Below are 22,779 nucleotides of genomic sequence, written 5' to 3'. Positions count from 1 at the left end.
TTTTTAAAGAATCAAATTCAATATAAATCATACCTTTATAGCTAAGGCATGTTGCGTAAAATTACAAGAATATTATTTAAAACTGTTGTTGTTTTCTTTTCTGCCACAATCTTATTGGCCATTATCGGATATTTTGCCATACAATCACACACCTTTCAAACCTGGTTAGGTAAAAAAGTGAGTACTTACTTAAGTTCAGAGCTAAATGCTACGCTTAAAATTGATAAGATTGAACTGGATTTTTTTAAAAAATTTATTCTTAAAGGTGTTTTGGTAAAAGATCAAAAAAGCGACACCCTCTTTGGCGGGGATATTGACCTTTATGTAAAGAAATTAAACTATAAAAATAAGGAGCTCACTATTGATAAAATTTACTTGAAAAATTCAGTAACAAAAATAATTCAATACAAAAACGATTCCACTTTTAACTTTCAGTATTTGGCTGATTACTTTAGCGGAGATTCCGGAATTGATACCAGTAGCGGAAAAAAATGGGAGGTAAACCCGGGAGAATTATTTTTAGAGAATGTTTCTTTTATTTTAAAAAATGAAAATTATTCGAATGCCGTTACACGCAATTTAAATTTCGATTTTCTATCCTTTAAAAATACATCAGGTAAAATTAGTAATATAAAAATTGGCGACGAGTCCTTCGGAGCCGACATTCGAAATTTAAAAACCGAAGAACAAAGTGGATTTAAACTAATTAACTTAACAACCAATGCGCAAGTCAGTTTTAAAAACTTAAGTTTAAAACGATTAACCTTACAAACCAATCATTCCCTAATCAAAGGGAAAATAATTTTCAAATACACCGATTGGGAAGATTATTCCGATTTCATGAATAGAATCCGGATGGATTGCCAATTGGAAAAATCGATTTGCAATTTTGGAGATATTGCCTTTTTTACTTCAGCTTTAAATGGCCTAAATGAGAGCGTTTATCTGGACGGAAAAATAAAAGGTTATATCACTGACTTAAATTTAAAGGATTTTAATTTGGCCTATGGTAGTAATACAAGATTTAATGGTGATTTAGTTTTAACCGGTATACCAAAACTAACCACCGGATTTTTAAGTTTAAATGCCAAAAGATTAAGTACAAGTTATGAAGATTTAAAAAATATTCCCATGTATCCATTTAATGAAGGCAAAAAAATGGAATTACCCGAAATTGTTCAAACTATGGGCCTCATTTCTTATCAAGGTAGATTTGATGGATTTTTGAGCGACTTTGCCGCCAAAGGTATAATTAGTACTGCGCAAGGTAAAATAAAAACGGATGTGCGAATTACCGTTGGTGATGAAGCTGATGATACGCAATACGACGGCTTTGTAGAAACAGTAAATTTTGATGCGGGTGCACTGGGTAAATTGAAAGGAATAAATGGATTGACATTTAACGGACACATCAAAGGCAAGGGACTCTCTATGAACGCCATCAACACAAGCATTACCGGTCATATCGCAAATATCAATTATAATAAATACGGATATAAAAACATTGATATTACCGGTTTATTCAAGGAAAAAGTTTTTAATGGAGAGCTTACTAGCAAGGACCCAAATGCAGACTTTACTTTTGACGGAACCGTGAATTTTAAAAATAAAATACCTGAAATGGATTTTATTTCAACTCTTAATCATGTTAATTTAAAAGAACTTCACTTCTCTACCGAAAAAGCAATAATTTCGTCTCAAATTTTAATTGTTTTAAAAGGTGATAACCTGGATAACTTAACCGGCAATATAAACCTGGATAACACGATTTTTACTAATCCGGAAAAAGAATTTAAACTCAGCACCTTTGACCTCAACCTGGAGCAGGAATTCTCCGAAAAAAAGATAAAATTAACTTCCAATTATTTTAACTACGACATGCAAGGCAAATTTAATTTGAGCAACTTGCCACTAGCTTTTAATCACTTTTTAAGTTCATATTATCCTGCATTTATCAAAAAACAAAACCCAAAACAGCTGTGTACCGACGCATTTACCTTCACAATCAAGGTTAAAAAATTTGAAACCATAAAAGAATTAGTAGTGAAAAGTTTAATGATTAGTCCGAATACAATTATTAAAGGAGATTTTGATATTACCAAAAACTTATTCAACATCAACTTAAATTCCGATTCCGTACAAGTGGGTAATATTGCTTTTAATAACAGTAAAATTGAATCTTTTTCGAAAAACAATAAAATAAATATTGTAATCAAAGCCACCGACATAGAATTAACGGATAGCGTAAAACTCGAAAACTATTTCAGCTATTTTGTGTCGCAGGATAAAGAAACTAAATTTAATTTTGAATGGGATAATAAATTAACACCCAAAAATGCAGGTAAAATATTCGGAAAAGTGTTTTTTGAAAAAGAACTTACCAGTTTTAATTTGGAGAAGTTTTTTATAACCGCAAAAGACAGTACCTGGAATTTAACCCAAACCAGTCCAATTACTTTAGATACAGTTTCTCGTTTAATGGTTAATCCCTTAACCTTTATAAATAATCAGCAAAGTATTTCGTTGGTCGGAGCTTTAGCTAAAAATACTTCCGATAGTTTGGTTATGACTTCCAAAAATGTAGCCTTAGAACAATTTAATCCCTTACTTCAGTCAATTGGACTCAACCTAAAAGGTGACATGAGCGGGAACCTTTCTCTTTACAACGCTGATGGATTTGCATTTGGTAGCGATCTTGAATTTGCAAAATTAGATGTAAATAAAAATTTCTTGGGTCAAATGGTGCTCAAAACTAAATACAACGCACAACAAAAAAATATTGAATTAAATGGTTACACTTCATTGGGCATACCGGACATATTTGGGTACGAAACCAAAAATATTTCCTTTAACGGTTTTTATTACATGGATGATCGCGATGAAACCATTGATATAGATTTTAAAGCTTCTCCGGCGAATTTAAAATTATTAAACCCCATGTTGGAAGGAATTATGACCATTAATAATGCTTTAGTAGTAGGTGGAGGTAAAATTCATGGTAGCGCGAAAAATGTGATGATTGACGGAAAATTAAAATTGTATAGCAGTGAAATAAAAATTGATTACACCAATGTAACGTATAACATCACCGGAGAAATAGATATAATGCCCGATCAAATCAGATTTAGTGAACTCCGGATGAAAGAAAAGGGTTCAAAATCAGTAGCACAAGGTACAATAAACGGAAATATATTTCATTCAAACTTTAACAGAATGCAGTTGGACTATGACGTTACATATAGAAACATGATGGTATTAAATACCACTGAAAAAGAAAATAAAACTTATTACGGTAAAATGTACGGAAGTGGGAATATCGGTATTTGGGGATTCTTAACCGATTTACACATGCAGGTAAGAGATACAACCAATAAAAACTCCAAATTTTTTATGCCTCTGGATGGTCCCGCTGAAGTGGAAGAAAGTGATTTTATACATTTTGTGAGAAAAGATTCTGTTAAAACCAAAAAAGACGAATTACTCACCGGGTTTAATTTAGATATGCAATTAAATATTACACCCGATTTGCAGGCACAAATAATTTTAGATAAAAGAACCGGTGATATTTTAAATGTACAAGGCATGGGCGATTTAACATTAAAAATAAACACCTTGGGTAAATTTGAAATGCTGGGAGATTATATTATGACGGATGGTGATTACCGTTTTACTTTAGAAAATGTAATTAATAAAAAATTTGATATTGATGCCGGAAGCAGTATTTCCTGGAGCGGAGATCCACTTGGCGCGGAGATAGACATTATAACCAGTTACCGACAACGCGCCTCCGTGGCTGCATTGTTAAACGATACCAGCGGGATGTATAAAAGCAGAGTACCGGTAGATTGCAAATTGAAAATAAGCGAAAAATTATTTTCTCCCAATATTAAATTTATGTTGAATTTCCCTACAATTGATGCTACTGCCAAAGCAAGAATAAATAATTTATTGAGCGATGAAATGGAATTGAACCGGCAGGTATTTTCTTTTTTATTATTCCGAACATTTGTGACTCCCCAAATTTACAATGCTAACGGTGGCGGTGTATCAGCCGGTGGCGCTGCGGCCAATACCGGAAGTGAATTACTGAGTAACCAGGTTAGTTCCTTTTTAAATAATTATGTAGGGAATTTAACCGGCATGGACGATTTAAATTTAGGACTCAATTATCGACCAGGCTCCGATAATAACAGCGAAGCCGTTGATTTAGCTTTAAGTAAACAATTATTTAATAATAAAGTTTCTATTGATGGTAATTTTGGGGTTAACAACAATCAAACAAACCGAAACTCCAGTGGTATCATAGACGTAAATATTGAATACAAACTGACTGATGACGGACGTTATCGAGTGAAAGGATTTAACCGAAGTAATGATAATACCCAAATTACAACAACGGGCGGACCGTACACCCAAGGCATTGGCTTATTTTACCGGGAAGAATTTGAATCTTTTAATGAACTTTTCTCCCGATACCTCAAAAAAATAAAAGGAAAAGAAAAAACAAAACCGGATGCGAATTGATTAATCAAATAGTAAAAAGAAAATGTCTCTATTCTTTTGTATTAAATCAGTACACTTTGGTTTGAAATTAAGCATATCCGTCAAAAATGGTTTCATTAAATCCTCTTTGTCCAAAAGGGATACTTTCACCAGACTTCAATCCAACTTTTAAAAAATCATTGTTTAATCGGTTTTTATAATACCAATATTTTTTGTGTAAATCGATATCTTGTTGAGATATTAACAACTTAAAAAATAAAATAAAAAGAACTATTAACTTATTTTTTGAAGTATATTTCATGCTTTCTTGAGTTGTTTAGTGCATCTAGCTTACTAATTTTAAGAGATTTTGAGAATAAGTTGTCAATATTCCAAATTCCATGCATTAATTTAAATAACTTATAATGTGTTAGTGAGTCTGTTATCTTATTATATACATTACCATAAGTAAAAGATAACCTTTCTTTATCTTTTGAAATTGAAATATTCCAAATTGCGATGTCACTTGCTTTATTTCCTGTAGTAGGCGTTTTTAATCCTAAATAAACTAATCTATATGGGTCGTGTTCAGCTTTTTCAACACAAAAATCGAAGAGGAAAGTGATATCATCGCATTTGCGTGGTGCAATAGAATCATTGTATAGATAGGTTATGTCATTTCCATCATATAGAATTTTGGTAATGTACCATCTACCTGATTCCAATCTTGCTTTTGGAGTTCTTAATGAAATGAACTTATCTTCAGGGTATTTTTTACAGTCCCCTAAAATAAATAATAAAAAAGTAAGTGATATTATAATTCTAATTTTCATTTTGAGTAATTAGATTTTTTTTTAATCCCCAATTTTAATTCATTTTGCCCAATAGAATTCAATACACAAAAACAGAAAAGTAATGTTATTTGAACACGAGACACAAAAAAATTTAATTTAAGAATTATCATTTACTGTTTTTTAAAAATATTTTATATTCACCCGTATCTGTGTTCAAGACTATATTAAGATCATTTTCATACAACTTGAACACTTTCCAATTAGAACCCACATTTTTAACTAAACGAAATGGTGTAAAAAACCATTTATTGCATAAGGAATCGTAAACTCTATTTGGGTCAAAATAAAACTGAGTATCATCATTAAAAAGATCATATGAGTGATACAATAATTTATTTGAGACATAAATATATGTATACCATTGTTTTTCCGAATTTTCACCATATTGTATAGAAATATCACTCAAGTTACTATTTGAACTTAATGCATTTAACTGTGGTACGATAGAAACACAATTAAAAGTATAATCTTTAATATTCCAAGTCCCTTTCAACCTCAACTTAGGTGACTTCCTTGATTTTTTAGGATCCTCCTCGTATTTAGTTTGCTTTTTGCAAGAAGACCCTAAAAACAGGATAAGCACAATTGATATAATTGAGCGGCAACTCATAATGCAGGCTTTAAAACCATTTCGTATTTTCTTTTTAATGAACAATTAATTCTCAACTCTGTTTTATTTAAAGATTCCACAACCCAATTGCTTGATATTGATTCCGGCATAAAAACTAATTGAAGGCAGCCGTTGCCTATGCAATCACATTTTTCTTCTGAATGTACTACTGAAATTTGTTGGTTTTTGTATTTAGAGTAAAAAATCCGGGTTCCATTTCTTATTTCCAGATTTTCATCTGTAAGTGTGGCCCTAAAATACACCTTTGAAAGAGGGATACTATCTGCATATTTATTTGTAATATACTGCGTGCAGTCAGCGTCATTTACTTTGTATTTAACGATTAGCCATTTACCACCATTTTCGAGCAATTGGTTAATGGAATCATCTGCTCTTTGTTGCTCTACATCACTTTTTGCACAGGATAAAAACAACATTAACAACATAGTTAATATTGATATAATAGGCTTCATTTTTCCTTTTTGTTCTTAATTTTTTGCTTCAGATCACTAATCTCTAAATTCATTTTAAGTTATTAGAATTTTTTTTAATTCCCAATTCAAACTTAAAAAAAGTAAAAGCATTTTATTCCTTTTTAAAAAGAAGGATTTAATTTTATGCATAGTACTTATAGCAAATGACCAATGTATAACGAAATTAAAACAATTTTTTGATAAAGCAAATTATTTAGGCGCTTTTTGACTTGATGCAAAGAGAATTTAAATGAATTAATGATTTAAACTCGCTATTTCAAAATACCCTTATTCACCCAATCCTCAATTTTATATTGATTGAGCTCATAATAGTCCACTTTCTTTACCACTATACTATTATCAATATAATAAATTTGCGGCAAACTGGTTGAGGCTAATTGCACAAAGGTTTTTCCATTGCAATAAGAATAAGGAATGTTATCCGCTTTGGTATCATCAATAAAAGGTTGATATTTTTCTTTATCTCCATTCAAAACAAAATAAATCGAAAGTTGAGGATTATTCTTTTTTATTAAGCGGAATTTTTTGGCGGCAATGCGGCAATGCGGACAAGATAAACTCAAAAAAGCCAAAACATGTTTTCCTTTTCTTAATTCATAATTCGGTACTTTTACTTTTACGGTGTCTTCCGGTTGATACAATAATTCCAAATCTAATTTATAGCCTACTTTTTCTTGCAAATTATTACTGGAATAAGAATAATCAATGGGATTAATAATAAAAGGAATTAAAAATGGAGGCAAGGCAAATAACAGCAAGAATAGTTTATTGAATTTTAACTTCCATCCATCCCATAAAAAATAAACAAGCACAGCTCCGGCAATCATCACCACATTTTTTATAATAGCTTCTAAAGGAGTCATTTTTAAATGCTCGCCAAAACAACCACAGTTACCCTTGTTTCCACTTATTCCGATTTGTATGGCCAGATAAATAATAAAAAAGAGTAATAGGCCTACGGTAAAAGGTAGAGTAAACTTTTTAAGATTATAATTTATGATTAGTAAGGCGCCAATAAAAAACTCTAAACCAATTAACGCCCTGGCAATAACAGGAGCCGTGTACCAATTGCCAATGCCTATATCTACAAAAGTAAATTCAAAGGTTTCAATAACAGGATATAATTTAGTGTAACCGCTATATAAAAAAATAAGTCCGAGTCCGATTGATATTATCGATGCAAAAATTATTTTTAACCACTTCATCATGCGATTCCAAATTTAAAGGATTAATCTGATAACACTAAACGATAATTGCGGAATTTTTAACCAAAAAAAAACCCTTGCAAACGCAAGGGATTTGTAATTATTATCCTAAATACTGCTGCAGTAATTTACTTCTGCTACTGTGTCTTAAACGACGTATCGCTTTTTCTTTAATTTGACGTACACGCTCACGGGTTAAGTCAAATTTATCACCTATCTCTTCTAAAGTTAAACCGTGGTTTAAACCTATACCAAAAAACAATTTAACTACATCTCTCTCTCTTTCCGTTAAAGTACTTAAAGCGCGATCAATTTCCTTACTTAAACTTTCATTCATTAAACCGGTGTCGGCTTTAGGTGAATCGGCATTCACTAAAACATCCAATAATGAACTTTCTTCGCCATTGGCAAAAGGAGCATCCATACTTACGTGTCTGCCACTCACTTTCATGGTATCAGATACTTTATCAATAGGTAAGTCTAAAAGGTCAGCTAATTCTTCGGCGCTAGGTTCGCGTTCAAATTCCTGCTCTAACTTACTATAGGCTTTATTAATTTTATTTAATGAACCTACCTGATTTAAGGGTAAACGTACAATACGACTTTGTTCAGCCAAAGCTTGTAAAATAGATTGACGAATCCACCAAACGGCATAGGATATAAATTTAAAACCACGGGTTTCATCAAAACGACGAGCCGCTTTTATTAAACCTAAATTCCCTTCATTAATTAAATCGGGTAAACTTAATCCTTGGTTTTGATATTGCTTAGCCACCGAAACCACAAAACGCAGGTTGGCGCGGGTTAATTTTTCTAAAGCCGACTGATCACCGTCTTTAATTTTTTTGGCTAATACTACTTCTTCTTCAGCGGTGATTAATTCCTCTCTTCCAATTTCTTGCAGATATTTATCTAAAGAGGCACTTTCGCGATTGGTAATCGACTTGGTAATTTTAAGTTGTCTCATGCTGTTTTAGGTGTGTGTTAAGTGTGAGTTAAGTGGTGTGTGTTAGAATGCAAATATATAAAAAAACGCAATATAAACAAGTGTAACACTGCAGGTATAACGAATGCAAAGTCAAAAAGTTTCAATTTCAATCAAAGTATTTTTGCAATTCGAATTAGTTTAACACTTTTTACAGTTAACCTAAACTTTAGGAAAAATTTGCTGCTTTATTTTTACTTCATAATTCATTAAACCTCTTTAAAAGTTCGAAATAAACACTTGCAATTTATTATAAATGAGCCGAATATGATAAATTTTGTAAAATTAACATTATAGTAATCAACTACTTAAATACAATTACTTGAATTAACACACCTGTATTCATAACCCCTCTTCTAATTAACACTGCAATGTTTACTGTTCATGAATGATGCAAGTATTTGCTTCCCAATGAGTAAGTACTTTTATGAAAATCAAAACCAAACATTCAAATGAATACCCAAACCCTTAAATCCGACCTTGAACAGGTATTAAATAATGATATAACTCTTCGTAAAGAGTTTAACGAATTAAAAAGATCATTGAGTGATTACCGCAATCAGTTAATCATGCGCGACGAAGATTGTAAGCGTCTGGAAGTAACCATCGATGTGTTAAACACCAAACTTACGGTGATGGAACGCGACAACACCAATTACAAAGGTGAGTTAGCTGCGTTTAAAGAATTGCGCGGATCTATTAAAGATCAGTTACACGCCAAGCAGGAAGAAATTGAGAATCGTTTAGCGGAAATTGAAGGTTTAAAAAATGATTTAATGCTTTTAAATGCCGATTACGAGGAAAAAATAAATTCATTAAGCAGTGAATCAGCAGCTAAGATAGAAAGTTTACATAGCGATTATTCAAATCAAATCAGCGAATTAAAATCCACCGCACATTATAAAGAGATGGGTTTGAAAGAAGAGTTTGAAAATCGAGTAAATGAATTAAGTGCAGGTTGGGCTGATAAAGAAGAATCAATTTTATTATCTCATCAAGAAGAGGTGAACACTTTAAAAAGTAACTGGCAGGAAGAAATTACTTTTCTGAAAAACGAACATCATGCTCAAATTCAGAAATTAACTAGCGAAAATGAAAGTACGGTTTCTGAATTAACAACTTCAAACGCCAAAGAATTAGCTTATTTAAAGCAAGTACATGAAAATGAAATCAACACTTTAAATGATTCTTATACCCAAAAGATTGAAGCTCTTGAATTTGGTTACAAAACCGAAATCTCAACCTTAAAATTAGAATTAGAAGAGCAAAGAAATAAATTAACGAATGAATTAAGCACTTATGTTGATGCCATTACGCAAGAATATTCGAACAAAGAGCAAAAATTAATTTCAGAATATGAAAACACTATTTCAGAACTGAAATTAAATGCGGTAAGCAGTTCCGAAACCATTACTTCAGGCTTTGAAACCGAAATTGCTCAATTAAAGAGCAATCACGATTTAATGTTAAAGGAGTTGCAAGAATCTTATGAAGAAAAAATTTCCACTACATTAATTCATGCTAATAATCAAAGTTCAAAATTAAATGAGGAATTGGCCAGATCGCAAAGTGAAAACGAAACCTTTAAATCTAAATTAAGTGATCTTAAAGTTGAAAATGAATCTTTATCAGCCAATTTAAACGATGTTACTTCTAAATTAAGTGAAATGGAAGTTTCATTTAATAAAGTAAGTGAAGAATTTGAAGGATTTAAGAATAGTTCAGAATTAACAGTTACTGAACAAGTAAGCGAATTAAATGCGCAAATTGAAAGTTTACATTTAGAATTGCAAAATTTGGGTATTGTTGTGGAATCTACCAACAATAAACTTTCAGAAACAGAAAGTGAGTTAGATTCAAAAACAAACGAATTGGAAGTTGCACATGAATCCATTCGTTCTTTAAATGAGCAGATAAATATATTAAACGCCAGTTTATCGGAGAAAGATCAATTTGTTAACGAAAAATTAAGCACTACTGAAGTTGAATACAATAAATTACTTGCTGAAAACACAAGTTTAATTTCAGATATTGATGCTGCGCAAGATAAATTAGAAGCCCAGGAAACCGAAATCAATCTTTTGAAGGCTGAAATTGAAGAGTTAAAAACGCATAGTGCAGCCCGTGCTGAAGAATTGAATGAAGTATTGAATACTAAGAACTTTGAAATGGTCAATCTTCAGGGTAATAATGCGGCTTTAGAACAACAAGTTGTACAATTAAAAGATGAAGTAAGTAAATTGATGTCGGATTTGGAAACTTCCGGTTTAGTCAATGAGCAATTAACTTCTTTACAACATAATTTTGATAGCTTAAGTGAGAAAAACACTTCTCTATTAAGTGAAATCAACACTTTACAAAATACCATTCTTGAATTAAATCAATCAACCGAAGACCTAAACACTAAAATTTCTAATTACGAATCTGATTTACAGGAATTAAAAGCAAACACCGGAACTTCAGCAGAACAAGATGCCTTTGTAGACAAATTATTTAAGCAAATTGATAGTTTAAATGATGAAAAAATGGCCTTGTTAAACGAAAAAGAGCAAATGGCCACACAATTACTTAAAATGAATGATGTAATTGGTGAACTAACTCAACAGGTTGATAGTCAAGATATAAACGTTACGGGTTTGAATAATCACAGGAAGAATGTTATATTAGCATCTAATTCAGGTGCAACCGATGAAAAGTCGCACATGAAGAAACAAATTAACGAATTGGTGCGTGAAATTGATAAGTGCATTGCGTTGTTAAGTGCTTAATTGTAACGCCCTACTTTAATGAGCGAAGTAAACATAAAAGTTGAAATTGCCGGAAGTATTTTTCCGCTAAAAGTAAGTGCTTCAGATGAAGAGAGCATTAAAGAGGTCGTACAAATGATAAATAATAAACTGTATGAGTTTGAAAAAGCTTATGCAGTGAAGGATAAGAAAGATCTGTTGGCGATGGTTATGTTACAGCTTGTATCTCAGTATTATAAGCAAGCCGACACCGCGGAGAAAGAGCTTAGTCATTTTAAACAATTATTTAGCGATGTAGAAGAAATGCTTCAACAGCATATTCAAAACATCAACAACATAACAGAATAAACATCGTTTATCTGTACAGTACACGCACAATTTTTAAGAACCAATTCTTAAAATTTGTGCGTTTTTTTATTAATCCACCGGCTAAAACCGGTATAACAAAATTAAAATGGACCCAATAATAATAACCATCATAGCCGGAGCAGGCGCCTTAATTTTAGGTATAATACTTGGCTTTATTTTAGGAGGCAGTAAATTAAACAGTGCCACCCGTAAGGAAAAAGAAGCGGCTATTAAAGAGGCTCAGGTAAAAGCAGAAGCCGTAAAACAAGAAAAAATCCTTCAGGCCAAAGAAAAATTTCTGCAATTAAAATCCGAACATGATAAAACCGTTCAGGAAAAAAATCAACACATTGCACAATCTGAAAATAGAATTAAACAAAAAGAGAGCGATTTAAATAAAAAATTGGAAGATTTGAATCGCAAAAACAAAGAGGCAGAAGATTTTAAATCACAAGCACAACAACAAATTGAAATTTACAGACAAAGACAGGAAGAAGTTGAAAAGGGACATCGCAAACAAGTGGAGATGTTGGAAAAAATAAGCGGATTAAAAGCAGAAGATGCTAAAGCGCAATTGGTAGAATCCATCAAAGCGGAAGCCAAAACCAATGCCATGGCTTATATCAAAGATATTATGGAGGAGGCCAAAATATCGGCAAACAAAGAGGCTAAAAAAATTGTTATTCAAACCATACAACGGGTAGCCACTGAAACTGCGATTGAAAATTCAATCTCTGTTTTTCATATTGAAGGAGATGAAACGAAAGGAAGAATTATTGGAAGAGAAGGAAGAAATATCCGCGCTTTGGAAGCTGCAACCGGTGTAGAAATTATTGTGGATGATACTCCCGACGCCATTACTTTAAGTTGTTTTGATTCCATCCGAAGAGAAATTTGTCGTTTGGCCTTGCATCAATTAGTAACAGATGGTCGTATTCACCCGGCTCGTATTGAAGAAGTGGTGGAGAAAACCAAAAAGATGCTGGATGAGGAAATTATTGAAACCGGTAAAAGAACATGTATTGATTTAGGTATTCATGGTTTACATCCCGAATTAATTCGTATGGTGGGAAGAATGAAGTATCGTTCTTCTTACGGACAAAATTTATTACAACATAGTCGCGAAGTGGCAAATCTTTGCGGTATCATGGCCAGTGAAATGGGCTTAAATCCCAAGGTGGCCAAACGTGCCGGTTTATTACATGATATTGGAAAAGTGCCGGATAACGAACCGGAATTACCACACGCTTTATTGGGCATGAAATTAGCAGAGCAATACAAAGAGAAACCCGAAGTTTGTAATGCTATTGGAGCACATCATGATGAAGTGGAAATGACTACACTCTACTCGCCTATCATTCAGGTTTGCGATGCTATTAGCGGAGCAAGGCCAGGCGCCAGAAGAGAAATTGCCGAACAATACATGAAACGTTTGAAAGACCTGGAAGCTTTAGCTATGGGTTATGAAGGGGTAGAAAAAACTTATGCCATTCAAGCCGGACGTGAAGTGCGTGTAATTGTATCAAGTGATAAAGTAAACGATAAGCAAACCGAAGAATTGGCTTTTAATATTTCTCAAAAAATCCAAACGGAAATGACTTATCCCGGACAAGTTAAAGTTACAGTGATTCGAGAAACCAGAGCTACAGGTTACGCGAAATAGAGTGTCATGCCAAGCGAGAGCGCCTGCCACCCGAAACGAAGTGAAGGATGGAGGAATCTGTTCTCTATACTAAATTAGAATTGAACGTCTCAGAAATGGGGCGTTTTTTTTTTTTGCTAAATAAAGGGAACTGCTGATTTGCCGCGAAGAATGTTTCAGCATTTGAGCGTTGGACAGCCATACCTGAAACGAATACAATAATGTTTAACTTCAAATAAGTGGATTGTAAATCCTTGCAATTTATTAGATCGCAGGATTACAAATCCTGCGTAGCGGATTGCAAATTCTCCTTAGCGAAAATAAGTAATATGCTTAATTCAATTGTTTTAAATTTAATAATCCTATATAGATGTAGTTTGCCATCCCAAATAAATTTTCTTACATTTAATCTGCAAAACACAATTTCATGAAAAAAATCTACTTTTCGCTCTTATACCTTTTTATCTCAGTTTCTCTTTTTTCCCAATGGAAATGCCGTTTACCTTCTATTCATGAAGGAAATAGTCTTGTAATATATAAATCTTCCGAAACACATGCTGTCACTACCTGTACACCCGCTCAACCCGGTGCCATTAGCGGTCCCACCAATCAATGCTCAACACAAACACCTTTTATATACAGTGTTGCTCCTGTAGTGGGAGCTACTTCCTACACCTGGACATTACCCGGTGGATGGTTCGGAAATAGTACAACTAATTCAATCAGTTGTGTGGGTGTGGGTTTAAGTGGAAATATTACGGTTGCTGCGACCAACTCTTGTGGTACCGGACCTGTACAAACTTTAAGTGTTACCATTATTCCGGGTCCACAAGTTACGGTTACCCCATTCACCAGTTCTGTTTGCGCAGGTGGTAGTTTAACTTTAACTGCCAGTGGAGCCCCAAGTTTTTCATGGAGCACAGGAACTACTAATGCCAGTATTGCGATAACACCAACAATAACCACCGTTTACAATTTAACGGCAACAGCTGTGAATAGTTGTGTAGCAATAATCAACCGCACCGTTTTAGTACATCCTATTCCAACTCTTTCTGCAAGTGCTGAATCTTCTTTAATTTGTGCCGGAGAAACAGCCACCTTGTATGCCAGCGGCGCAGCAAATTACAATTGGAATCCTGCTGCTACTGGCGCAACGGTTTTTGTCACCCCTTCGGTTACTACTATATATACCATCACCGGCTCCAATGTTTATGGATGCATAAATACCACCACGGTGCAACAAAATGTGAGTCCTTGTACTAATATTGGAGAACAAAACAGTTCAATACAAATCGCTTTATATCCAAATCCTTTTACCGATCAATTCAATATTATTTCTAATCAAAAAATGTTTTATTCCATTTCTGATATCACAGGTAGAGTAGTTGTAAAAAATGGAGTTCTAAAAGAAGGAGAAAATAAAATTGAGGTTCCTTATTTAAGTACCGGGATTTATTTTCTAAAAGCAAGTTCTGAATCTAATACAGTTATTTATAGAATAATTAAGAATTAAATTTCCTCTATTATTATATCACCTAACCGATTCAAATTTTAAAACTTCTTTGTTCCCTACCCGATCTTCTACTTCTAAATGAATTATTAATTTCCCTCTTGGCGTTTGTTCGTCAAATAAATAAACTAATTTATGAGATTTAGCATCGTATTCTGCTAACACCCATTTATTATTTATGGTTAACCGATATTTATAGATGCCACTTAAGTTATCCGAAATGGAAAAATCGAGATGTTTTGCAGTTTTAAGTGATTTAAGTTTAGCTAAGGGTATTTTAGTTTTAATTTTTGGATTAACTGTATCTACTTCTATTAAAAAACTGCCTAAATTTTTAACTGAATAAAAAACCGAATCTCTTTTTACAATGGGCGGAATGTGATAAGAGCCACTGTTCAGCAATAATTTATCTTTTACCTTTTTATATTTATTAGGAACTTCAAAACCAATAATACAAGTTGATTTTAAATTAGATTCTCTGGGCAGAATAATAATTTTACCGCTGGTTTCTAAGGTATTTTCAAAGATTAAACCGGTTGAATAATAAAATGTGTGTGCCGGAATAAATATTTGTAACTTCTTTTTACTAATCATTAAATCTTCGGTGCAATCAACATACACATCACTGTTGATGGAAGGTTTGGCATAGTAATTTAATTTTCGGGTTTTGAAGGTGAAAGTTAAACTTGTTTCATTATTGAATTCATCCATCACCACTAATTTTAAAGTGTGGAAATTAGTATCCGAAAGTAATATTCTTCCTTTGGTGGGCCTGCGTTCATATATACCGGGAGGATATAATGTAGGAACAAAACATTTTTGAAATTTATGTTTCTCTGCCAGCTCACTGAATTCATTCACAAAGCGGCTATCATCGAAGGATATTTCTTCCAGTTTATGTGCATGAATTAACATGTTATCAAAATAAACTTTAGCCGAATAAATATTATTATGATTGCCATTCACATAACTTTTATCGTAGCCGGAAAAAGCTAATCCTAAAATTCCCTGCGTAAGCACTACACTATCTTTGATTACTTGATATTGATGATTACCAATATTTTTTATTTTGAGCGATTGTAAAAATTTTGGCGAACTGGTATCTGCCAGATTATAAAAAGCTACGCGTTCTAAAACCGGATGTTGATTATCTTGAACAAGGTAATACTTTAAAGGATTTAAAGGCACTTCCGATTTTTCATCTCTGATTTCGAAATGTAAATGAGGAGCAGTGGAAGATCCTGAATTTCCGGATAAACCGATTAACTTTCTTTTATTAACCGGAAACTGCTCCGGCGAAAGATATTCGTCAATCTCAAAACTTTCTTTTTTATACTGCATTTTCTTTACAAACGCAGCTAATTCTCCATAAAAAGAATTTAAATGTGCATAAACACTCACTTTACCATTCGGATGTGTGATGTACAGATTATTTCCATATCCACCGGCACTTACTTTAACCCGAGATACAAATCCATCTGCTGCAGCAAACACGGCTTTGTTTACTCGTCCTCCGGTACTAAAATCCAAACCGGCATGAAAGTGATTAGGTCTTAATTCACCGTAATTTCCGGTAATTGTTCTTGGAGAATCTAAGGGCCAATTAAATTGGGAAGTTTGACCCCATAAATTACCTGTAAACAATAAAATAATAAAATATTTAAGCAAGTTCTTCATCTATATTTCTACGATTTAAAAAACAATAAAAAAATACAAAAAATAAAGTCCCGTCTGATCGTTGTAACATACATTCCACTAAAAAATTAAGAACAATGAAAATGAGAAACAAAATCAAAACTATATTTTTCCTCAGAATGGCTTTTAATAAAGCGCCAAAAGTAAATGAACTCAATAACAAAAAACCAATTATTCCTAATCCAATAAAAGTTTGTAGGAATTGATTGTGTGCATTCAGTTGGTGCTCAAAGGCCCCGGTCATTCCGTTGTTCTGATAAGCATTTAACAAGGCGTCATTTGCATCTCCCACCGTAACACCCCATAAAAAATTTTCTTTAATAATGAGCAAACTTTGTTCCCAAATTAAATACCTTACGCCTGTACTTTCCGTTGATGCTTTATCAATTAATTCGGGATTAAACTCCGTAATAGCTTGCAATCTTTCAAATGTTGTTGGAAATATTTGAAATAATACAAAGGATAAAACAATAATCGTCAAAACTACAACACCAACAAATTTAAAATTCAAACGGTGCTTATTTTTATGCAGAAATAAAATTATAAAACAGAATACCGAACTGATAATTCCGATTTTAGAAGAATTTAGAAAAATTGTAACGATAAAAATTATATTAAATAAATACGTAACATACCTGTACATTTTTATTTCCTTAAACCAGGAGGGATAATAGATTACGGAAAGACAAACCGCAAAAATCAAATACATCGTAAAACTGGAGGGGTGTATGAAAAAAGAAAATGCATTATAAAAAAAATAGGCGGCATCACCCTGAAAATAATAAACAAATGCCCTTCCGATTAATAACACACAAGCAAAAAAACATCCTGAAATAAATGCCACCACACATTTTTTTAAAATTTGTGTTGGCCATTTAAAACAAAACAATAAATAAGGGAAAACAATAAAACTAAGCTTGTTCTCTACATTAAATAAAGCCTCCGATTTATTATCCGAAAACAATGCACTTAAAGCGGTAAACAAAAAAAATGAACTAAGTATCAGAAAATATTTGTTTTTGAATCCCTGTATCAGTAAATCCTTTTTTATCACAAAAAACGAAGAAAGTGACCAAACCAAAATTAATCCGGATAAAAACAAAGTACCGTAAGGGAGCGCAAAACAAAAAAGCACCGGAAAAAAATAAAACAAACGCTGTTTAAAGGATAAAATTCCATTTTCCATCATCCTTACTAAGTTATAAAAACCGGAAATTTAATACTGCAATTAGTTCCTCAACTTACGAACAGTAGTTTGTGAAGCTTATTCTTTCTTTAAAATGCCGATTGCGTGGGTCCTTAGGAAAGGTAAATTAAAAATAGGGTACCACTCTCCCACTCTTCTCCCAATTGGAGGAGCAAGCGTGACCTTACTAATTTTTTTTTCTTTAGAATTCGGAAATAACTTTAGTAGATTACTTACACTTACCTTACGCACATTTTTATTGGCCGGATTGTTATAAATAAAATCGTACCACAATATTATACCGCCGGGATTTAATAAATCCCACATTTTTTTGGCCAGTTTTACTCTATCTTCCTGTTTTAATACGGAAGTAAACACAGTAGACTGAAATACACAATCAAATTTAGCTTCAGTTTCAATTTTTAAAGCATCGCCTTCATAAAGCGTTAAATCTGAGTAATTTTCTTTAATGGCACTGATTCGCTCCGGTAAAAGTTCATTTAAGGAGATATTCTTTCTTGCAAATCCGCATTTCATTAGCATCTCTACATTATGCCCTTGCCCGGCTCCTATTTCAAGAACGGTTTTGTTGCTTAAATCAGAAAAAAACTGCTGCAATAATTTTTTTGTCTTTTCAAATCGTTCTTCCCCGGCTAAATTTGCATAAACAGATGAATACAACTGTTCCGTATTTAATCGTTTCTGATACTGCTCCTGTATGATTTTTTCGTTGCTCACGGCAATGCTTTCAATTTATCGTAAAAGTTTTTAGCAATGATATCCCGGTTAAAATTTTTTTCGGCAAATGTTCGTCCATTTTTACCCCATTCTTTTCTCATCTCCTCCTCTTCATACATTTTTAGTACACATTTTGCCAATTCCTGAATATTGTCCGGTTCAAAATATAATCCGCAGTTTCCCTGAGTTATAAATAGGTTTCTGGCTTCACCATCAACACCAAGTATAATTGGAACACGCATCGCCAAATTTTCAAATATTTTAGAAGGAATAGCCCCTTTGAATAAATCTAGTTTCCGAAGTGGAATTATAGCCGCATTTATTGATTTTAAAATAACAGGCATTTCCTTTTTACTTACTGCGTTTAAAAAAAATACATTTTCAATATTTTTTTCTTTTTTTATTTGCTTTAGCTTATTTTCTTCCGGACCAGAACCCATTAAAACAAATTTTATTTTTTTATTTTGCTGATTCAACATTGCTGCTGAAAGAATAATTTCCAAATTTTGGGCCAAGCCTAAAATACCGGCATATAAAAAAATACAATCTTCCTGATTAAACCCATTTTTAATTCTCCAATCCGGTTCGTTGTATTTATCCGGATTGTAATAATCCAAATCCACCCCATTCGGTAACCAATACGTATTTACGTTTGGAAATCTTTTTTCTATATCCGAGCAAATACCTTGTGTTTGTCCGGTAACCAAAATAGATTTTCGATATACTTTCTCCTCTAGTCGATAGGCCGGTTTTAATAACCACTTATTGGTAATTACCCCAAGCTTTTCTGCGCTCTCCGGCCACAAATCACTCACGTTAAAAATTAATTTTGCTTTTTTAATTCGTGCTAAATACATAGCTGAATAAGCCAAAAATAAAGGCGGAGATTCGCACAGGATAAAATCAAAAACTCCCAATTTTTCCCTACCCACTTTTTACTGGAAATAACAAAGCTGAAATAATTTTTTAGGCGATTAAGTATGGATTTTTTTTGAGAAACAAAGATGGAAGCACGATGCACTTTTAATCCCCCTATTTCTTCGTAAAAATAATTTTTACCCCGGTAAGCCGGATAAATTTCCATCTGCGGATAATTGGGCATGGCTGTTAAAACAGTAATATCAACCCCTTTGGCCTTTAAACGCAGAGCCAGTTCAAACAACCTGTTTTGAGGAGCTCCAATTTCGGGCTGAAAATATTGAGTAAGTATTAATAATTTCATTTCAGCGTTTACTTAAGCGCATCATAAAATGCCTTATGAATTTTTCCTCGTATACCTAATTTGGCTAATTTATTGGGTTCCACATCGGGGTAAACACGATTGCTTAAAAATACATATACGAGTTTATTGGTAGGATCAGCCCAGGCAAATGTTCCGGTAAATCCACTGTGCCCAAAACTCATGGGACTACAATCAGAAACAACGGGACTATCCTTTTTAGCATTGGTTTCGGGTTTTTCAAAACACAAGCCACGGCGATTATCCGGACAAAAATGGCATCCGGTAAAATCAATCACCACATTGCTATCTAAAATTCTTTTTCCATTCCACTCCCCTTTATTCAAATACAATTGCATGAGTTTAGCCACATCCTGCGCATTACCAAACAAACCGGCATGTCCCGCAACACCACCCATTAATGCTGCGCCGGGGTCATGCACATGGCCTTGCACAATTTGTTTTCTAAACTTGGAATCATTTTCCGTTGGAGCAATTTGAAGAATTGAAAAATACTTTAACGGATTATAGGTTAAAGTTAAACCCATTTTAAAATAAATATCTTTCACATATTCATCCAATGTTTTTCCGCTTTGCTTTTCAATGATTTGTTGTATAAAGTAATAGCCCAAATCGCTGTATAAATATTTTCCGGGTTTATGTAATTTAGATTCTAAAATTCTTTTATAAATAGAATCGTTAAATCCTTTAATCACATATAATTTTTTAGCCACGCGCGTAGGAAATAATTCACTGGCTTTGGAAGAATAATAGCCGGGTTTATAATCATCTTTTTTAGTCAATGTTTTTAAGTAAAATGGAATCCAAGCCTCTAAACCCGATTGATGCGCGAGGATATCTTCTAATTTTAAACTTTCTTTATTGGTATTTTTAACTTGTTCTAAATAATCCGCCAGTGTTAAGCTATAATCAAACTTACCCTCTCCCTTTAATTTCATTAATGCCAAAGCCGAGGACGTTATTTTAGTTAAACTCGCTAAATCATAAATTGTACCATTATCCACATCTTTAGAGTCAGAATTATAGGTATACTTACCAAAACTTTTTTGATACACCACTTCCCCGTCTTTTAACGCTATGATCTGGCAACCCGGATAGGCTTTTTCCTGAATTCCCCAAAGCGCAATACTATCTACAGCACCAAATTTCATTTTATAAAAATCTTTTTGTTCTTTCGTGATAATGTGAGAATCTATAGCATCTAATTCCAAGCCGAAATTGGCAGGGAAAAATTTAGTAGACACAGGCAATTTTCCATTCACTTTATTTATTCCAACTAAAGCTTCGGCCCCCGCAACCAATAAAGAAGGAATATATTCATAAGCCATCACAATGGCTTTGTAATGATTTAAATTTTGAATGCTGTTTAAAATATAGGGATTGGTAAATAAAACGAGAACACTGGGTTTTAATTGTGCAATTGAATCCATTAACCGGATAGATTGAGCACCAACTCCATAATAATTTGTTGCCCTTAAACTGGCCTTGTTTATTTGTATAATTACCTTATCTGCCTCCTTTATTTTTTCGAATGCAGCTGTTATTTCAGATTGGCTAGCATTATGTTTCAACCCTACATGCTCCACGTAAGCATGTCTTTTCATGGCAGCACCTAAAGCATTTTCTTCTGTTTCACCAAACGAAACTTCCACAATGCGGCTACTGTCTAAATTTTTAAGTGGAATAAAATTATTTTCATTTTTTAGTAAGGTTACCGCTGCAATGGCCAATTTTTTATTTAAAATTTCACTCTCCTTACTGTTTAAATCTTTAGTTAAATTACGGGTTACAATTTCTTGTTTCTTATTCAACCCCAGTTGATATTTGGCCCGCAATATTTTTTTACAATGTTCATCTGCTTCAGCCCTACTTACCAATCCCGAATCAATTGCCCTATTTATTTCAGCAATAGCTTTAGGAACATTTTCGCTGAATAACAAAACATCGTTGCCGGCAATTAATGCTTTTACATCTACAATTCCCGGAGGAAAATATTTAGCCACTCCTTTCATGTTTAAAGCATCTGTAAAAATTAAACCTTTAAAACCCATTTCCTTTTTAAGCAAATCGGTTACCACTTTTGGGGATAAAGTTGATGCCAGATTTTTAGTGGTATCTAAACTTGGGATATTTAAATGTGCCACCATAATACTTCCTAATCCTCTCTCAAATAAATAACGAAACGGATATAACTCCAATGAATCTAAACGCTCACGACTTTGCTTAATTAGAGGGAGGGTTTTATGTGAATCACTATCGGTATCTCCATGGCCGGGAAAATGTTTTCCATTAGCCATCACCTGATTATCCTGCATACCGGCCATATACATATAGGCTTTTTGCGCAACCTTATATTTATTCTCGCCAAAACTTCTCACACCAATTACCGGATTATCGGGATTATTATTTACATCAATAACCGGCGCAAAATTCACATGCAAACCCATTCGCTTACACTCGACTGCAATTTGTGCACCCATTTGATAAATCAACGAATCGTTTTGAATAGCACCTAAAGTCATTTGTTTTGGATAACGTGGCGTACTATCCAAGCGCATGGCTAATCCCCATTCCCCATCAATACTGTAGAGTAGCGGAGTTTTAGCCAAAGATTGATAATAATTGGCAAGCTTACCTTGTTTAACCGGACCGCCCTGCATCCAAATTAAACCACCAATGTTCTGTTTAGTGATCAAATCACTGATTGACTTAATATGCTTTGCATCCTTATTGCTATACGCGGCTACCATAAACAACTGGGCCAGGCGTTGATTCGGGCTTAGTGAATTGAAAACGGAATCCACCCATTGATGCATTCCTTTTTCCTTTTCGTCTTTAAAATTTAAAATCTTTTTTCCGTCGGGATTATAAAATCCGGTAAATAAATACAAAGACAATACCGTAAAAAGAGTTCTTTTCATCCTTCTAAAATTAAGCTTATTCAAAATTGCGTTTTACTGCTTGTAACAATGTTTTTAACATTTGCTTTTTGATTGTTATAACCGCTTTTTCTGGCCAAAGTTTAGTTAAATTATATAAATTC

17 protein-coding genes are annotated in these 22,779 nt (G+C 33.3%); 5 read left to right on the top strand and 12 right to left on the bottom strand.

Going from position 1 to position 22,779, the window contains the following annotated elements; all coding sequences use genetic code 11:
- Nucleotides 1-48 precede the first annotated feature (48 nt).
- Entirely contained in the window at nucleotides 49-4,524 is a 4,476-nt protein-coding gene (locus IPM51_05050) for a translocation/assembly module TamB (GenBank protein ID MBK9283670.1), read from the top strand.
- A gap of 67 nt (nucleotides 4,525-4,591) precedes the next feature.
- On the opposite strand, the gene IPM51_05045 is transcribed toward IPM51_05050, so the two are convergent.
- From IPM51_05045 to IPM51_05020, 6 genes are all read right to left on the bottom strand, one after another.
- Nucleotides 4,592-4,804, bottom strand: a complete 213-nt coding sequence (locus tag IPM51_05045; GenBank protein MBK9283669.1) for a hypothetical protein — start codon at nucleotides 4,802-4,804, stop codon at nucleotides 4,592-4,594.
- Nucleotides 4,782-5,315 carry a hypothetical protein gene (locus IPM51_05040; GenBank protein MBK9283668.1) on the bottom strand — a complete coding sequence of 178 codons (534 nt, stop codon included), beginning with the start codon at nucleotides 5,313-5,315 and terminating at the stop codon, nucleotides 4,782-4,784. Before IPM51_05040 ends, IPM51_05045 begins: the two co-directional genes overlap by 23 nt.
- Nucleotides 5,316-5,442: 127 nt before the next feature.
- A complete protein-coding gene (locus IPM51_05035; protein ID MBK9283667.1) occupies nucleotides 5,443-5,835 on the bottom strand; it encodes a hypothetical protein in 393 nt (130 codons plus the stop codon).
- A gap of 107 nt (nucleotides 5,836-5,942) precedes the next feature.
- On the bottom strand, nucleotides 5,943-6,419 hold the full coding sequence (locus IPM51_05030; protein ID MBK9283666.1) for a hypothetical protein: 477 nt from the start codon (nucleotides 6,417-6,419) through the stop codon (nucleotides 5,943-5,945).
- Nucleotides 6,420-6,691: 272 nt separating this feature from the next.
- Nucleotides 6,692-7,648, bottom strand: a complete 957-nt coding sequence (locus IPM51_05025) for a DoxX family protein (protein MBK9283665.1) — start codon at nucleotides 7,646-7,648, stop codon at nucleotides 6,692-6,694.
- 100 nt (nucleotides 7,649-7,748) lie between these two features.
- Entirely contained in the window at nucleotides 7,749-8,612 is an 864-nt protein-coding gene (locus tag IPM51_05020; GenBank protein MBK9283664.1) for a sigma-70 family RNA polymerase sigma factor, read from the bottom strand.
- Between the two features lie 470 nt (nucleotides 8,613-9,082).
- On the opposite strand from IPM51_05020, the gene IPM51_05015 reads away from it, so the two are divergent.
- The 4 genes from IPM51_05015 (at nucleotide 9,083) to IPM51_05000 (ending at nucleotide 14,880) form a co-directional block, all read left to right on the top strand.
- Complete coding sequence (locus tag IPM51_05015) at nucleotides 9,083-11,398, top strand: hypothetical protein (protein ID MBK9283663.1); 2,316 nt, start codon at nucleotides 9,083-9,085, stop codon at nucleotides 11,396-11,398.
- Between the two features lie 18 nt (nucleotides 11,399-11,416).
- Nucleotides 11,417-11,725, top strand: coding sequence for a cell division protein ZapA (locus IPM51_05010; protein ID MBK9283662.1), 309 nt, complete (start codon nucleotides 11,417-11,419; stop codon nucleotides 11,723-11,725).
- Between the two features lie 115 nt (nucleotides 11,726-11,840).
- Nucleotides 11,841-13,388, top strand: coding sequence for a ribonuclease Y (gene rny, locus IPM51_05005; GenBank protein MBK9283661.1), 1,548 nt, complete (start codon nucleotides 11,841-11,843; stop codon nucleotides 13,386-13,388).
- Between the two features lie 406 nt (nucleotides 13,389-13,794).
- Nucleotides 13,795-14,880: a T9SS type A sorting domain-containing protein gene (locus tag IPM51_05000; protein ID MBK9283660.1), complete on the top strand. Its 1,086-nt coding sequence runs from the start codon at nucleotides 13,795-13,797 to the stop codon at nucleotides 14,878-14,880.
- Nucleotides 14,881-14,898: 18 nt separating this feature from the next.
- Here IPM51_05000 and IPM51_04995 read toward each other — a convergent pair whose 3' ends face one another.
- From IPM51_04995 to IPM51_04970, 6 genes are all read right to left on the bottom strand, one after another.
- On the bottom strand, nucleotides 14,899-16,554 hold the full coding sequence (locus IPM51_04995) for a peptidoglycan DD-metalloendopeptidase family protein (GenBank protein MBK9283659.1): 1,656 nt from the start codon (nucleotides 16,552-16,554) through the stop codon (nucleotides 14,899-14,901).
- A complete protein-coding gene (locus IPM51_04990; GenBank protein MBK9283658.1) occupies nucleotides 16,538-17,758 on the bottom strand; it encodes an O-antigen ligase family protein in 1,221 nt (406 codons plus the stop codon). The genes IPM51_04995 and IPM51_04990 overlap by 17 nt, the downstream gene beginning before the upstream one ends.
- 78 nt (nucleotides 17,759-17,836) lie before the next feature.
- Nucleotides 17,837-18,496 (bottom strand): class I SAM-dependent methyltransferase, encoded by a 660-nt coding sequence (locus tag IPM51_04985; GenBank protein ID MBK9283657.1) that lies wholly within the window; start codon nucleotides 18,494-18,496, stop codon nucleotides 17,837-17,839.
- Nucleotides 18,493-19,311: a glycosyltransferase family 4 protein gene (locus IPM51_04980; GenBank protein MBK9283656.1), complete on the bottom strand. Its 819-nt coding sequence runs from the start codon at nucleotides 19,309-19,311 to the stop codon at nucleotides 18,493-18,495. The genes IPM51_04985 and IPM51_04980 overlap by 4 nt, the downstream gene beginning before the upstream one ends.
- A 32-nt stretch (nucleotides 19,312-19,343) precedes the next feature.
- Nucleotides 19,344-19,718 carry a hypothetical protein gene (locus IPM51_04975; GenBank protein MBK9283655.1) on the bottom strand — a complete coding sequence of 125 codons (375 nt, stop codon included), beginning with the start codon at nucleotides 19,716-19,718 and terminating at the stop codon, nucleotides 19,344-19,346.
- Nucleotides 19,719-19,726: 8 nt separating this feature from the next.
- Nucleotides 19,727-22,657 carry a serine hydrolase gene (locus IPM51_04970; protein ID MBK9283654.1) on the bottom strand — a complete coding sequence of 977 codons (2,931 nt, stop codon included), beginning with the start codon at nucleotides 22,655-22,657 and terminating at the stop codon, nucleotides 19,727-19,729.
- Between the last annotated feature and the right edge of the window lie 122 nt (nucleotides 22,658-22,779).

The organism is Sphingobacteriaceae bacterium, from assembly GCA_016715905.1.
Classification (GTDB): domain Bacteria; phylum Bacteroidota; class Bacteroidia; order B-17B0; family Aurantibacillaceae; genus Aurantibacillus.
The sequence above is the reverse complement of the archived record's forward strand: the minus strand, read 5'-3'. Positions and strand labels throughout refer to the sequence as shown.

Coding starts and splice junctions, on each gene's coding strand:
- IPM51_05050 (MBK9283670.1), top strand. CDS start 49: ATGTTGCGTAAAATTACAAGAATATTATTTAAAACTGTTGTTGTTTTC.
- IPM51_05045 (MBK9283669.1), bottom strand. CDS start 4,804: ATGAAATATACTTCAAAAAATAAGTTAATAGTTCTTTTTATTTTATTT.
- IPM51_05040 (MBK9283668.1), bottom strand. CDS start 5,315: ATGAAAATTAGAATTATAATATCACTTACTTTTTTATTATTTATTTTA.
- IPM51_05030 (MBK9283666.1), bottom strand. CDS start 6,419: ATGAAGCCTATTATATCAATATTAACTATGTTGTTAATGTTGTTTTTA.
- IPM51_05025 (MBK9283665.1), bottom strand. CDS start 7,648: ATGATGAAGTGGTTAAAAATAATTTTTGCATCGATAATATCAATCGGA.
- IPM51_05020 (MBK9283664.1), bottom strand. CDS start 8,612: ATGAGACAACTTAAAATTACCAAGTCGATTACCAATCGCGAAAGTGCC.
- IPM51_05015 (MBK9283663.1), top strand. CDS start 9,083: ATGAATACCCAAACCCTTAAATCCGACCTTGAACAGGTATTAAATAAT.
- IPM51_05010 (MBK9283662.1), top strand. CDS start 11,417: ATGAGCGAAGTAAACATAAAAGTTGAAATTGCCGGAAGTATTTTTCCG.
- IPM51_05000 (MBK9283660.1), top strand. CDS start 13,795: ATGAAAAAAATCTACTTTTCGCTCTTATACCTTTTTATCTCAGTTTCT.
- IPM51_04995 (MBK9283659.1), bottom strand. CDS start 16,554: ATGAAGAACTTGCTTAAATATTTTATTATTTTATTGTTTACAGGTAAT.
- IPM51_04990 (MBK9283658.1), bottom strand. CDS start 17,758: ATGGAAAATGGAATTTTATCCTTTAAACAGCGTTTGTTTTATTTTTTT.
- IPM51_04975 (MBK9283655.1), bottom strand. CDS start 19,718: ATGAAATTATTAATACTTACTCAATATTTTCAGCCCGAAATTGGAGCT.
- IPM51_04970 (MBK9283654.1), bottom strand. CDS start 22,657: ATGAAAAGAACTCTTTTTACGGTATTGTCTTTGTATTTATTTACCGGA.